This is a genomic window from Nonomuraea sp. NPDC052634, from assembly GCF_040678535.1.
Taxonomy (GTDB): Bacteria; Actinomycetota; Actinomycetes; order Streptosporangiales; family Streptosporangiaceae; genus Nonomuraea; species Nonomuraea fastidiosa.
The window spans coordinates 68,744-81,956 of the sequence record NZ_JBFATY010000012.1; the positions used below are offsets into that span (position 1 = coordinate 68,744).

A 13,213-nucleotide genomic window follows, 5' to 3' on the forward strand; every position below is an offset into this window, starting at 1 on the left:
TGATCATGAGTCATCTCGACCGCCTGCGGGCCGTGTTCCGCATGGCGCTCAATCTTCCGCCCGACGCCGGCGTCGACGACCTCGAATACCGCGCCATCCCGGAGTGGGACTCCCTCGCGCACATGGCGCTCATCGCGGCGATGGAGGACGAGTTCTCCATCATGATCGACACCGATGAGATGATCGACATGAGCTCGTTCGCCAAGGCGGCCGAGCTGCTGGAGAAGCATGGCATCGGCGCCGCCGCCGTCTGAGCGCGAGGTCGCTCCAGCCGCCCTCCTCACCCCCGGTGCCGTCCGGGGCCCCGACCCGCGCACGCTCCTCCACCCACGCCCCCCGCACGGGGAGCCCGCCCAGCAGTCCCTCCGCGGAGGGAGAAGGCCACGCGCCGAGCCGAGGGCGGTCCGCAAGCCCGCGACACGCCGAACGTGCGCGCCAAGCGAAATCTCGCTGACTCACCGAGAGCCGCCGCCGACCGGCCAAGAGCCCGCGGCAGTCCAAGAGCCCACAGCACCGCAGCCACCCGAAGCAAGCGAGGAGCCCACGACGCGCCGCACGACGGCGGTGGGCCGACCACCCACAGCGCGCCAAGAGCAGGCAGCGCACCGACAGCCCGCAGCGCACCGCGCGTCGGCAGACGGGCGAAGAGCCGCCACACAGCGGGATCCGGCCGTGAGCCGCGACACGGCGGTGAGCCGAGAAGCCGCCGCACCTCAGCCACCTTCGGCGAGCCGGGAGCCTGCCGTGCACCTGGAATCCGCACCGAATCGAGCGTCCGACGCGTGCCGGGAGCCGGGGGTGAGTCGAGAGCCCGCCGAGCGCCGGGTGCCCTCCGCGAACCGCGAGTCCGCGACGAGCCGGTGTTCCACGGGCAGCCGGGAGGCTGCGGCGAGGCGGGAGGTCACGGCGCGCGAGGGATCCACGGCGGTGCGGCGTTTTGCGGAAGGCCGGGAGGCCGCGCAGCGCCGTGTGCCCCACCCGTCCGGCGGGCGGATCGCGGCGGAGGCCGGGCCTGCGCGGGAGCCGGAAGCCGAGCTGGAGGGGGAGGCGGTGGCGGTGGAGCCGCGGGTGGCGTTGGTCACCGGGTCGACGATGGGGATAGGGCGGGCGGTGGCGGTGCGGCTGGCGGCGTCCGGATACGTGGTCGTGGTGCACGGCCGGGACGAGGAGCGGGCCGCGAAGGCGGCGGCCGAGGTGGCCGCGCAGACCGGCGGCGTCACCGACTCCGTGCACGGCGACGTCGCCGACCCCGCGCAGATCAACACGATGATGCGGCGCATCTACCAGCGGCACGGCCGCCTGGACGCGCTCGTCGTGAACGCGGGTGTGCACGCGGCGGGTCTGCTCGGGCTGACGAGCCGCGAGACGATCGGCCGCCTCTTCGACGTCAACGCCGTCGGTGCCGCCCACACCCTGCAGGCCGCGCTCAGGCTGCTGCGCAGGGGCGGCGATCCGGCCGTGGTGCTGGTGTCGTCGATCATGGGCAGGGCGGGCGGCGCCGGGCAGACCGTCTACTCCGCCACGAAGGCGGCGGTGCTCGGCCTCACCATGGCGGCGGCCAAAGAGCTGGGCCCGCACGGCATCAGGGTCAACGCCGTCGCGCCCGGCTACATCCGTACCGACATGCTCGCCACGCTCGGCGACGACGAGCGCGCCGCCACGATCGCGGCGACCCCGCTCGGCCGGCTCGGCGAGCCCGACGACGTCGCGCACGCGGTGGCGTTCCTGCTGTCGCCCGAGGCCGGGTTCATCACCGGCCAGGTGCTCGGCGTGGACGGCGGGCTGGTCCCATGACGACCCCGCGTTCCCATGACACCGGCGACCAGGACACGCCACCCGTGCCCGCCGCCGTCCCGCAGCCGCACGCGCAGGCGGCCGGCGCACTCGGCGAACCGACGGCGCGGCCCGCCGGCGCACCTCCCTCCGATGTCTCGCATCCGCAGCAAACCGCCGGCGACCCCGACGGGACGAAGGCACGGCACGACGCCGTTCCGCATCCGCAGGTCGCCAACGAGCCTGGGAGGTCACCGGTGCAGCCCGAAGCCGATCCCGCGCCCACCACGCCTCTACAAGCCGCCACCGGATCCGGCAAGTCCGAAGCCGATCCCGCGCCCGCCGCGCCTCTGCAGGCCGCCCACGAGTCCAGCGGGCCCGGCGCCGGTCCCGCCGGCTTCTCGCGTCCGCAGGACGCCGGCGAACCCGATGGTGTCTCGGTGCGGGCCAAGGCCGGTCCCACCGCAGTCTGGCGTTCTCAGCGTTCCGGAAAATCCGACGGGTCCGTTGCGGCGCCCGAAAGCGTGGTGTTCCCGCATCCGGAAGCCCGGCTGGTCGCCGCAGGTGACCGGGACGGCGTGTCCGGGGAGGATCTGGCGCGGTCGATCAGGCGGGCGGCGGCGCACCTCGACAAGCTGCCGCCGGGGCCGGTGTTCTGCGGCATGCGCAACACGCTGGCGTCCGTCTTCTGCTACCTCGGAGCGTGGCACGCCGGGCGGCCGATCGCGCTGCTCGACCCCGACCTGCCCGCCGCAACGCTGGCGGAGCTGGCGGAGCGGTTCGAGCCGTGCGCGCTGATCGGGTTCACGCAGGCGGGGGCCGAGCCGCCGCGCCGCCGCACCGCGCCGGACCCGCATCCCGACCTGGGCCTGCTGCTGGCCACCTCGGGTTCGACGGGCAACCCGAAACTGGTGCGCATCTCGCGTCACGCGGTGCTCGCCAACGCCCGCGCGATCGCCACAGCCCTGTCGCTCGGCCCTGGCGAGGTCGCGCCCACCAGCCTGCCGCTGCACTACAGCTACGGCCTGTCGGTGCTCAACAGCCACCTGGTGGCCGGCGGCACGGTGGTGCTGACCGAGGCGGGCCTGCTGGAGCGCTCGTTCTGGAACGATCTGCGCACCCACGCCTGCACCTCGCTGGCCGCGGTGCCCTACCAGTACACGATGCTGCGCCGGATGCGCTTCGACCACACCGACTACCCCGCGCTCACCACGCTCACCCAGGCGGGCGGGCGGCTGGCGCCGGAGCTGGTGAAGGAGTTCGCCGCGCAGGCGGAGCGCTTCTACGTGATGTACGGCCAGACCGAGGCCACCGCCCGCATCGCGGTGCTGCCGCCCGACCGGCTGGACGACAAGCCGGGCTCGGTGGGCGTGGCGGTGCCCGGCGGGCGGCTGGAGATCGACGACGGCGAGGTCGTCTACCTCGGGCCCAACGTGATGATGGGCTACGCCGAGACGGCCGCCGACCTGGCGAGGGGCGACGACATGGGCGGCGTGCTGCGCACGGGCGACCTCGGCAGGCTCGACGACGAGGGCTTCCTGTACGTCACGGGCCGGATCAAGCGCATCGCCAAGGTCTTCGGCACCCGCGTCAACCTCGACGACGTCGAACGCCTGCTGCGCGGCTCCGGCCCGGTGGCCGCCACCAGCGGCGACGACCGGGTGACGATCTGGACGGAGAGCCTCGACAAGCCCGCGCGGGCGCTGCTGGCCAGGCGGCTGGCGGCGCAGCTGAGGCTGCACTGGAGCGGCTTCGACGTCCGCCACATCGACCGCCTGCCGCTGCTCGCGACGGGCAAGGTCGACTATCGAGCGCTGGAGTCGATGACATGACACACCCGCAGCCGGGCACGGTCCTGGCGCCGCCGGAGCGGTCGGTGTTCACGCTGGGAGCGGCTCAGCGGGAGGCCGTGCTGCTGCCGGAGCTGGCCGCGCTGACCGAGCGGCACCGCCGCGCGTGCCCGCCGTACCGCCGGATCCTCGACGCGATCGGCGCGCACCCGCCGTACGAGCGGCTCGCCGATCTGCCGTGGCTGCCGGTACGCCTGTTCAAGACGCATGAGCTGCGCAGCGTGCCCGCCCACGAGGTGTTCAGGGTGCTGACGTCGAGCGGCACGACCGGGCAGACGCCGAGCCGCGTCTTCCTCGACCGGGCGGCCGCGGCGGCGCAGACCCGCATGCTGGCCGCCACGATGCGGCAGGTGCTGGGCGAACGGCGGCTGCCGATGCTGGTGGTGGACCAGCGCTCGGTGGTGCGCGACCCGATGCTGAGCGCCAGGGGCGCGGGCGTGCTCGGGATGATGAACTTCGGCCGCGACCACACCTTCGTGCTCGACGAGCGGGGCGAGGTGGACGCGCGGGCGGTCAAGGATTTCCTCGCCCGGCATGGCGGCGAGCCGTTCCTGATCTTCGGGTTCACGTTCATGGTCTGGCTGCATCTGCTGGGCCTGGGCGAGGACCTGTCGCAGGGGGTGCTCGTCCACTCGGGCGGCTGGAAGCGGCTGGCCGAGCAGTCGGTCGGCAACGCCGAGTTCCGGCGGCGGCTGGCGGCCGAGTGCGGGCTGCGCAGGGTGCACAACTTCTACGGCATGGTCGAGCAGATCGGGACGGTGTTCTTGGAAGGACCCGAGGGTGACGGGCTCTACTGCCCTGACTTCGCCGACGTCGTGATCCGCGACCCCGAGACCTGGCAAGAGGCGCCCACCGGCGTCCCCGGGCTGGTCGAGGTGGTCAGCACGTTGCCCACGTCGTATCCGGGGCATGTGCTGCTGACCGAGGATCTCGGCGTGGTACGCGGCGTCGATGACGGACCCTGGCCGGGCAAGCGCTTCGAGGTGCTGGGCCGGCTGCCGCGGGCCGAGGCGCGCGGCTGTAGCGACACCATGGGGCGGGGCTGATGTCCGACGACCTCTCCCCCCGCGACGCCCGCCCCGGGCGCGACCAAAGCCCCCAGACCGTTGACGTGCTGTTCCCCAAGGGGGCGGCCGTGCCGGTCGAGGAGTTGCTGAAGCAGCTCGCCGACGACCCGCTCCAAATGGGCGACGAGCGGATCAGGGACTTCCTGGCGGCGTTCGGCAGGCGGCTGCTGCGGCCGGCGCTCGCCCGCCGCCACCCCGAGCTGGGCTCGCTGGGCTTCTTCCTGCGTCCGAGCGAGCTGGCCCGTACGGTGGCGGAGCTGGGCGGCGAGCACGTACGCGTCCCGCGCGGCCTGATCTTCCACCTGCCGCCCGCGAACGTCGACACGGTCTTCGTCTACTCGTGGGCGCTGTCGGCGCTGATGGGCAACCGCAACGTCGTGCGCCTGTCGCCCCGCTCGGGCACGGTGGCGCAGGCCATCCTGGAGACGCTGCACGAGACGCTGGCCGCCGCCGACCCGGTGGTGGCGGCGACCCAGCGCATCATCTCCTACCACCGCTCCGACGAGGTCACGGCCGCGCTGTCGGCGGCCTGCGACCTGCGGGTGGTGTGGGGCGGCGACGAAGCCGTACGCGAGATCCGCCGCCACCCCCTGGCCCCGCACGCCCGCGACCTGACCTTCCCCGACCGCTCGTCGTTCGCGGTGATGCGGGCGGCGGCCTGGCTGTGCGCGCCGAGGGCGGCGCGGGTGTCGATCGCGGAGGGGTTCGTCAACGACACCTACTGGTTCGACCAGGCGGCCTGCTCGTCGCCGCGCACGGTGTTCTGGGTCGGGGACGAGGACGACTGCGAGGCGGCGCGGGCCGATTTCACCGGGCACGTGTCGCGGGTGGTGACCGTACGCGGGTGGGGTGTCGATGCGGCGATGGCGGTGGAGAAGCGGGTGTCCACGTACGGGCTGGCGGCCGACGGGCTGGCGGAGAGCGTGGAGTTCCACGGCAACGCGCTGGCCTGCGTGCGCCTGTCGGCCGCGGCGGCGGCGCCCCGGCGCTGGCTGGGCGCGGGCACGTTCGCGCACGCCAGGCTGGAGTCGCTGGCGGAGCTGGTGGCGCTGGTCGAGCGGCGGGACCAGACGATGACCCACTTCGGGTTCGGCAGGGGCGAGCTGGAGGAGCTGGCGCGCGACCTGGCCGGGCGGGGCGTCGATCGCATGGTGCCGGTGGGCAGCGCGCTGAGCTTCCACCGGGTGTGGGACGGCGTCGATCTGCCGGCCGAGTTCACGCGTCTGGTGACCGTCATCGGATGACGCTGGCCCCGCCCGCGAGCGCGCTGGTCCGCCTGTCGATGTCCAGGGGGCGCGGGCTCGGCTCCGGGTGGGCTCCGGCGGCGCTGGTGTGCGCGCTCGCCGCAGCGGCGTTCCTGTGGTGTGGGGTGTCCTGGCGCGACCTGGCGATCTTCGCCGCGTACGCCGGACTCGGTCTGGTGCTGCCGGGCACGCTGCTGTGGCGGGCGCTGGCGGGCGGCGGCCGGTCGATGGCCGAGGACCTCGCGGCGGGCCTGGCCATGGGCTACGCGGTCGAGGTGCTCGCCTACATCCCCGCCCGCGCCGCAGGACGGCCGCTGCTGGTGCTGGTCGCGCCGGTCGCCGTGGTGGCGGCGTTTTCGTGCGTGCCCCGGCTGCGGCGGCACTGGCGCGGGCCCGCGCTGAGCGAGCGGGTGCCGCCGTGGTGCGCGTGGCTGCTTGCCGGGATCGTGGCGTTCCTCATCGTGTGGAGCGCGGTGCACCTGTACGGGGTGCCGGTGCGGGCCGCGTACGTGGACATGCCCTACCACCTGGCGCTGGTCGGCGAGCTGCGGCATCACATGCCGCCCGCGCTGCCGGTGGTGCTGGGCGAGCCACTGCCCTACCACTGGTTCGTCTACGCCGAGCTGGCGGCCACGAGCTGGGTCACCGGCATCGAGCCGCTGACGCTGGTCTACGGGCTGGGCACGCTGCCCATGGCGGCGGCGACCGTCGTGCTGGTGGCGGTGCTGGGGCGCAGGGCAGGCGGGAGCTGGGGCGCGGGGGCGGCGGCGGCCGGGGTGACGTACTTCCTGTTCAGCCCGGAGCTGGTGCTTGGGGTGGTGTTCAGCTCGCGGTCGATGTTCACGGTCTGGGCGAGCCCGACGCAGACGTTCGGCGCGCTGCTGTTCGCGGCCGTGATGACGGTGCTCCTCGCGCCTCGGGTGCGGTGGGCGGCGCTGGTGGTGCTGCTCGCGGTGCTGGGCGGGGCGAAGGCCACGTACCTGCCGCTGCTGCTGGCCGGGCTGGCGCTGGTCGTGGCCGTACGGTGGGCGGTGCAGCGGCGGGTGCCGTGGCGATGGCTGAGCGCGGCGGGACTGGCTCTGGGTTTCCTGGTGTTCGCACATGTCGTCCTGTACGGCGGCGCCGCCCAGGGCACGGCGCTCGACCCGTTCGCCACCATGCGCGCGCTCTGGGGACCGCGGGCGCCGATCGCGGTCCTGGCGGTGCTGACCGTGGTGCACCTGTTCTGCCTGGTCTGCGTGTGGGGCGGGGCCGCCGGGCTGGGGCGGCGGGCGCTGGAGCCGCCGCTGCTGCTCATGCTGGGGGTCGGGGCGGCCGGGATCGGCGCGGTGGTGCTGCTCGGGCATCCGGCGCAGTCGCAGCTCTACTTCCTGGAGGGCGCGCGGCCGTACCTGTCGATCGCGGCGGTGTGCGGGATGCTCGCCGCACGGCCGGTGCCATGGGCGCGGGCTGCCTGCCTGGCCGGTCTGGGGGCGGCGGGCGCGCTGCTGGTCTCGGCCGCGGGGTTCGGCGGCGGGCGGCTTGCGCGGGTGGTGCTGCCGTACGCGGTGCTCGTGGTGGCGGCGGTCGTCGCCTGGTGGCTGCTGCGGCGGCGCGGGCCCCTGCTCGCGGTGGTGGCGCTGCTCATCGGGTACGCGCTGCCCACCTCCGTACGCGTGATGGCCGCGCACGTCACCCCCGAGGAGCGGCGGCCCCGGCTGATCCCCAAGGGCGCGCTGGAGGCCGGGCGCTGGCTGCGCGGCCACTCATCGCCCGGCGACGTCGTGGCCACCGACCTGCACTGCCTCCACCCCCGCTGGCGGGTGTGCGACAGCAGGCATTTCCACGTCTCGGCGTTCAGCGAGCGGCGGGTGCTGGTCGAAGGCTGGGCGTACGCGGAGAGCACGCTGTCCAGGGCGGCCGGCCACCGGTCCTACCTCGCGGTGCCGTACGCCGACCGGCAGCGGCTGGCCGCCAACGACGCCGCGTTCCTGACCCCCACGGCGGAGAACGTGCGGCGGCTCGCCGAGACCTACGGCGTGCGCTGGCTGTTCACCGGGATCAGACCCGAGCTGGACGGGCACGCCAGGCTGCGCTTCCGCAACGCGACCACCTCGATCTACCAGCTCCGCTAGCGCCGGCTCAGGCGGACGGCCCAGGTAGACGGCTCAAGCAGGCGGCTCAGGTAGACGGCTCAAGCAGGCGGCTCAGGTAGACGGCTCAGGCGAGCGGCGAAGGTAAAGGCTTGCACCGCGCCGCGGAATGCCGCGGAGAAACGCGTCCGGCGCGCCTGACTTCGCCAGCACCATCGTCGTGGATTCACGGCAACGAGCAACATCAGGGGGATCTATGGAGACCCGTGCCGCCCTGGAGCCGAGCCCCCGCCTCCACGCCCCGGTGCCCCGCAAGGCGGTCCGCCCCGTGCGCCGCCCGGCGTACCAGCAGGCCGGCCGCCCGGCGAGCGTGGACATCGTCATCCCCGTGCTCAACGAGGAGCGCGCCCTGCCCGGCTGCGTGCGCACGCTGATCAACTACCTCGACGGCTTCCCGCTGCCGTGGCGCATCACGATCGTGGACAACGGCAGCACCGACGGCACGTGGCGGATCGCGGCGGCGCTGGCCGGCGAGTTCGCGGAGGTGCACGCCAGGCGGCTGGAGGTCAGGGGGCGGGGCGCGGCGCTGCGGGCGGCCTGGCGGTCCAGCCCCGCCGACATCGTCGCGTACATGGACGTGGATCTGTCCACCGACCTCGACGCGCTGTTTCCGCTGCTCGCCGCGGTGGCGAGCGGGCACTCCGACATCGCGATCGGCACCCGGCTCGCACACGGCGCGCGGACCCGGCGCTCGCTGCGCAGGGAGATCGTCTCGCGTGGCTACAACGCCCTGCTCAGATACGGCTTCGGCGCCCGCTTCAGCGACGCCCAGTGCGGGTTCAAGGCGGTCAGGGCCGACGTGGTCAGGCCGCTGCTCAGCCGGGTCAAGGACGACTCCTGGTTCTTCGACACCGAGCTGCTGCTGCTCGCCGAGCACAACGGGCTGCGGGTGCACGAGGTGCCGGTGGACTGGATCGAGGACGCCGACTCCCGCGTCCAGGTGTTCAGGACGGCGCTCGACGACCTCAAGGGGCTGGCCAGGCTCGCCTGGTCGATGGCGCGCGGCCGCGCGGACGTCGAGGTGCGCAGGCCCGACCCGGCGCCCGTGCACCCGAGCCCGGCCCCGGTCGCCCCGCGCGTGGTGACCAGCGCCGCCATCACCTCCTTCGCCGCCATCGGCACCGTCTCCGCCGTCCTGTACGCGCTGCTCTACCTGCCGCTGCGCGGCCTCTGGCCGCCGGTGCCCGCCAACCTGGGCGCGCTCGTGCTCACCGGGCTGTGCACGCTGGCGGTCAACCGGCGCTGGACCTGCGGGCTGCGGGCCGCGATGCGGCTGCGCGGCCCCGTGCTCGTCGCCGCCACGTACGTGCTGACCACGCTCGCGCTGCTGAGCGTGCCGCCGTGGGCGGGGCTCGCGGCCGAGGTGAGCGCGATCGTCACCACGTACTGCCTGCTCACCCTGCTCCGCTTCGCCGCACTCGACCGCTGCGTCCTGTCACGCACGAGGAATTGACACGAGGAACTGACCCGATGGAACGCTCAGAGATCCGCCGGCTGGTCGCGGTGGAGGACACGCACTGGTGGTACCGCGAACGGCGGGCCATCCTGCGCGCCCAGCTCCGCCGGCTGGGCCGGCCGGGCCGGGCGCTCGACATCGGCGCGGCGGGCGGCGGCAACACGCGGGTGCTGGCCGAGGCGGGCTGGGCCGCGACGGCGGCCGACACCTCCCCCGAAGCGGTGGAGTCGGCCAGAGAGCGCGGGCTCGACGCGGTATGCGCCGACGCGCGGGCGCTGCCGTTCCTGGCGGGCAGCATGGACCTGGTGACCGCGTTCGACGTGCTCGAGCATATCCGCGAGGACGACCTGGTCGCCGCCGAGATCGCGCGGGTGCTCGCGCCCGGCGGGCACGCGCTGATCGCGGTGCCGTGCGACATGGCGCTGTGGTCGGCGCATGACGAGGCCGTCGGCCACGTACGCCGCTACGACCGCGACACGCTCACCGTCGTCGTCGAGAAGGCCGGGCTGACCGTCGAGCGGGTGTGGAGCTGGAACGTGCTGCTGCGGCCACTCGTCGCCATGCACCGGCGCCGCTCGGAGGGCAGCGACCTGCGCAGGCTGCCGTTCCCCGTCAACGCCGGGCTGTCGGCGGTCGTCAAGGCCGAGCGGTGGCTGCCGGTGCGGTCGCTGAAGGGCGTCACGCTGTTCCTGCGCGCCCGCCTCCGCCGCTGACGGACCTCACCGCCGCCCCGGCAGCGGCACGTCACCGCGCCGAAGAGTCCCCGCCCCGCGCCCCCACGCCTCGCGCCGACCAACCCCCACACCCCAGCGCCTCGCACGGACGAACTCCGCCGCCCCGCGCCTCGCGCCGACGAACCCGCACGCCCCAGCGCCTCGCGCCGGAAGCCACGCGCGCCGCCTCAGCGCTCATCGGTGTTCAGAACGAGACATTGCCGCCACATGAGGGGCCCTTGGTTGGCTCTAGGCTTGCGCATGTGGTGATTCATGCCCTTATCGCGGCCTCTCTGGCCTTGACCTCCGTGCCCGCGCAGGCGCCTGCCGCCACCGACTGCTCCCGGGTCAAGTGTCTGGCCCTGACGTTCGATGACGGGCCCGGCACCTACACCCCCGCCCTGCTCAAGACGCTGCAGAAGGCAGGCGCGAAGGCCACGTTCTTCCTCGTGGGCAAGCGGGCCGAGAAACACCCCAAGATCGCCAGGCAGATCCTCGCCAAGGGACACGCGATCGGCAACCACTCCTACTCGCACGCCGCGCTGCCCCACCGCTCCGACGACGAGATCAACGAGGAGCTGAAGCTCGCCCAGCAGGCCATCCAGAAGGTCACCGGTCAGCGGCCCACAATGTTCCGCCCGCCGTACGGCCAGACCGACGACCGGGTGCTGAACTTCGCGTACCAGAACGATCTCTCGCAGATCCTCTGGACGGGCAGCACGCTCGACTGGAGCCTGCGCGACAAGAAGAAGATCAAGGCTGCCGTGCTGAAGCTGGCCAAGCGCGACGGCGTGATCCTCATGCACGACGTGGTGCCGCAGACCGTGCAGGTGATGCCGGAGATCCTCAAGGAGCTCAAGAAGCGCGGCTACCACCTCGTCACCGTGCCGACGCTGCTGCGCGGTAAGGGTCCGGTGGCCGGAGAGAGCTACTTCAGGAAGTAGGCGCTCCCGCAGCACGAGACGGGAACCATGGGGAGTGACACCCGGCCCGGCCGGCCCTGGGTCGCGCTCGCGACCTTCCTGATCGTCCAGGCGGTGCTCGGCTGCTGGTGGGCGGCGTTCTATCCCGGCCTGTTCAGCCGCGACTCGGTGCTCTATCTCAGCCACACGGTGGCCGGGCCCTGGGTGGCCGACCACTCGGTGCTCTACGACGCGCTGCTGTGGCTGAGCTTCACCGGGACCGGCGACCTCGGGGCCGTGACGTTCGCCCAGACGACGGCCATGGCCGGGGCACTGACGTACCTGGCGCAGTCGGTGAAACGGCTGGGCGCGCCGCGCCTGCTCACGACCGCGGTGGCGATGCTGATGCCGCTCGCGCCGCCGGTGGGCGCGTTCACGGTGACGTTGTGGAAGGACGTGCCGTTCACGATCTGCGCGGTGGCGATCGCCGCCACGTGCGCGCGGATCGCGGCCAGGCGCGCCGTCACCCTGCCCGCGCTGGCCGGGCTCGGCGCGCTGTTCGCGCTGCTCGGGCTCTTTCGCGCGAACGGCTTCCTCATCGCGGGCGTCACCGTGCTGGCGCTGGTGGTGATCGTCACGACCAGGCGCGTGCTCCTGCTGCTGACCGGGCTGCTCGCCGCCTCGCTCCCCCTGGTGCTCACCGGTCACGTCTACCCGCGGGCCGGAATCGTGGCCCCGTCGCCGACGTACGTCTACCACACCGCCTTCGGCGACATCGCGGTCGCCTACCGGGAGCGCCCCGAGTTGTTCACGCCGGGGGACATCGGCCTGATGAGCTCGGTCGCTCCGCTGCGCCGCTGGTGGGAGGGCGGCACCTGCTACACGATCAACCCGCTGATCTGGCGGCGCGACTTCGACTGGCGGCAGGCCGACATGCGCGCGGGCGAGCTGCTCGACCTGTGGCGGCGGCTGCTGGTCACCGACCCCGAGCTGGTGGTGCGGGCCAGGCTGTGCCGGGGCGCGATCGCCTGGCGGCCGGTGGCCGACGCGGCGGCGACCGGCGGCGCCACCTACCGGCTGTCGCTGCGGCCGAACGCCGACACCTACGTCGGCCCCGGCAAGGTCACCGACTTCCCCGGGCGCGGGGTGTTCTCGCTGCGCCCGCTGTCCATGGAGCTGTACCAGGTGGCGTCGCCGTGGCTGGCCGGCGCGCTCACCCCGCAGTGGGACTGGGTGCTGTGGCGCGGGGCGTCGTGGGCGTACCTGTCGTACGCGGCGGCGGCGCTGGCCGCGCTGACGCGGCGCAACCGCTACGCGCTCGGCGTCGCCGCCGTGGTCGCCGGCCAGCAGCTCGCGGTCCTCGCCAACATTTCGGCGCAGGACTTCCGCTACATGGCCGCGCCCATTCTCACCGGGGCGCTGCTGGTGCCGCTGCTGCTGGGCGGCCTGGTGCCGCGCCGCCGGGCGCGGCGGCGCGGCACCGGGCGGCAGGTCTCCGCCGAGGAGCCGCCGCCCCTGCTTCAGGCGGGGGTCTCCGCCGAGGAGCCGCCGTCCCCGTTTCAGGCGGCAGGTCTCCGCCGAGGAGCCGCCGCGCCTGCTTCAGGCGCGCGCGGAGGTCAGAGCCGGTCGCATTCGGCGGCCTGGCGCTCGTCGTAGCGCCGCCTGGCCTCCGCCACGGCGGAGCTGTACTTGCGCGACCAGTTGGTCAGCGTGAGCATCGCCTCGTACAGCTCCAGCGCCATGTCGGTGGCGCGGTACTCCACCTTGGGCGGCACCGTCGGATAGACCGTGCGTTCGAGCAGGCCGTCGCGCTCCAGGTTGCGCAGGGTCAGGGTGAGCATGCGGCGGCTGATGCCCTCGATGAGCCGCTCCAGCTCGGTGAAGCGCCGGGGCGCGCGGGCGGTCGCCACGATGATGAAGATCGCCCACTTGCCCGCGATCCTGTCGAGGATCTCGCGGGGCGGGACGGGACACTCTCCGCTCTCGATGAGGAATTCGGCGTCCTCGATCGTCCTGAGCTGCTCTGGTACAGCGATGTTCCCCTGATACATGAAAGTGCCTTCTTCCGGGTGACCT

General features: G+C 73.5%; 11 protein-coding genes. 10 read left to right on the forward strand and 1 reads right to left on the reverse strand.

The genetic code is table 11. The annotated features are described in order from the left end of the window. The first annotated feature begins 5 nt into the window (after nt 1-5). From AB0K67_RS34430 to AB0K67_RS34475, 10 genes are all read left to right on the forward strand, one after another. Nucleotides 6-254, forward strand: a complete 249-nt coding sequence (locus AB0K67_RS34430; RefSeq protein ID WP_364068490.1) for an acyl carrier protein — start codon at nt 6-8, stop codon at nt 252-254. Between the two features lie 673 nt (nt 255-927). Then, on the forward strand, nt 928-1,794 hold the full coding sequence (locus AB0K67_RS34435; protein WP_364068492.1) for a glucose 1-dehydrogenase: 867 nt from the start codon (nt 928-930) through the stop codon (nt 1,792-1,794). Then, nucleotides 1,791-3,605 (forward strand): AMP-binding protein, encoded by a 1,815-nt coding sequence (locus AB0K67_RS34440; protein WP_364068494.1) that lies wholly within the window; start codon nt 1,791-1,793, stop codon nt 3,603-3,605. Before AB0K67_RS34435 ends, AB0K67_RS34440 begins: the two co-directional genes overlap by 4 nt. Further along, nucleotides 3,602-4,669 carry an acyl-protein synthetase gene (locus tag AB0K67_RS34445; RefSeq protein WP_364068496.1) on the forward strand — a complete coding sequence of 356 codons (1,068 nt, stop codon included), beginning with the start codon at nt 3,602-3,604 and terminating at the stop codon, nt 4,667-4,669. Before AB0K67_RS34440 ends, AB0K67_RS34445 begins: the two co-directional genes overlap by 4 nt. Beyond that, on the forward strand, nt 4,669-5,934 hold the full coding sequence (locus tag AB0K67_RS34450; RefSeq protein WP_364068498.1) for an acyl-CoA reductase: 1,266 nt from the start codon (nt 4,669-4,671) through the stop codon (nt 5,932-5,934). The genes AB0K67_RS34445 and AB0K67_RS34450 overlap by 1 nt, the downstream gene beginning before the upstream one ends. Continuing rightward, nucleotides 5,931-8,048: a hypothetical protein gene (locus AB0K67_RS34455; RefSeq protein ID WP_364068500.1), complete on the forward strand. Its 2,118-nt coding sequence runs from the start codon at nt 5,931-5,933 to the stop codon at nt 8,046-8,048. Before AB0K67_RS34450 ends, AB0K67_RS34455 begins: the two co-directional genes overlap by 4 nt. Nucleotides 8,049-8,262: 214 nt before the next feature. After that, nucleotides 8,263-9,519: a glycosyltransferase gene (locus tag AB0K67_RS34460; RefSeq protein ID WP_364068502.1), complete on the forward strand. Its 1,257-nt coding sequence runs from the start codon at nt 8,263-8,265 to the stop codon at nt 9,517-9,519. A gap of 17 nt (nt 9,520-9,536) precedes the next feature. Further along, the gene (locus AB0K67_RS34465) at nt 9,537-10,235 is read left to right on the forward strand and encodes a class I SAM-dependent methyltransferase (RefSeq protein ID WP_364068504.1); all 699 of its coding nucleotides are present in this window, start codon (nt 9,537-9,539) and stop codon (nt 10,233-10,235) included. Between the two features lie 266 nt (nt 10,236-10,501). Further along, entirely contained in the window at nt 10,502-11,179 is a 678-nt protein-coding gene (locus tag AB0K67_RS34470) for a polysaccharide deacetylase family protein (protein WP_364068506.1), read from the forward strand. 27 nt (nt 11,180-11,206) lie between these two features. Further along, nucleotides 11,207-12,793, forward strand: a complete 1,587-nt coding sequence (locus tag AB0K67_RS34475; RefSeq protein ID WP_364068508.1) for a hypothetical protein — start codon at nt 11,207-11,209, stop codon at nt 12,791-12,793. Here AB0K67_RS34475 and AB0K67_RS34480 read toward each other — a convergent pair. Next, entirely contained in the window at nt 12,754-13,188 is a 435-nt protein-coding gene (locus AB0K67_RS34480) for a helix-turn-helix domain-containing protein (protein WP_364068510.1), read from the reverse strand. The two genes, AB0K67_RS34475 and AB0K67_RS34480, sit on opposite strands and share 40 nt — an antisense overlap. Nucleotides 13,189-13,213 lie beyond the last annotated feature (25 nt).

Bases quoted from the DNA above. Each gene is read 5' to 3' on its own strand.
- AB0K67_RS34460 (WP_364068502.1), top strand. From the start codon at position 8,263: ATGGAGACCCGTGCCGCCCTGGAGCCGAGCCCCCGCCTCCACGCCCCG.
- AB0K67_RS34480 (WP_364068510.1), bottom strand. From the start codon at position 13,188: ATGTATCAGGGGAACATCGCTGTACCAGAGCAGCTCAGGACGATCGAG.
- AB0K67_RS34475 (WP_364068508.1), top strand. From the start codon at position 11,207: ATGGGGAGTGACACCCGGCCCGGCCGGCCCTGGGTCGCGCTCGCGACC.
- AB0K67_RS34430 (WP_364068490.1), top strand. From the start codon at position 6: ATGAGTCATCTCGACCGCCTGCGGGCCGTGTTCCGCATGGCGCTCAAT.
- AB0K67_RS34440 (WP_364068494.1), top strand. From the start codon at position 1,791: ATGACGACCCCGCGTTCCCATGACACCGGCGACCAGGACACGCCACCC.
- AB0K67_RS34455 (WP_364068500.1), top strand. From the start codon at position 5,931: ATGACGCTGGCCCCGCCCGCGAGCGCGCTGGTCCGCCTGTCGATGTCC.
- AB0K67_RS34465 (WP_364068504.1), top strand. From the start codon at position 9,537: ATGGAACGCTCAGAGATCCGCCGGCTGGTCGCGGTGGAGGACACGCAC.
- AB0K67_RS34450 (WP_364068498.1), top strand. From the start codon at position 4,669: ATGTCCGACGACCTCTCCCCCCGCGACGCCCGCCCCGGGCGCGACCAA.
- AB0K67_RS34445 (WP_364068496.1), top strand. From the start codon at position 3,602: ATGACACACCCGCAGCCGGGCACGGTCCTGGCGCCGCCGGAGCGGTCG.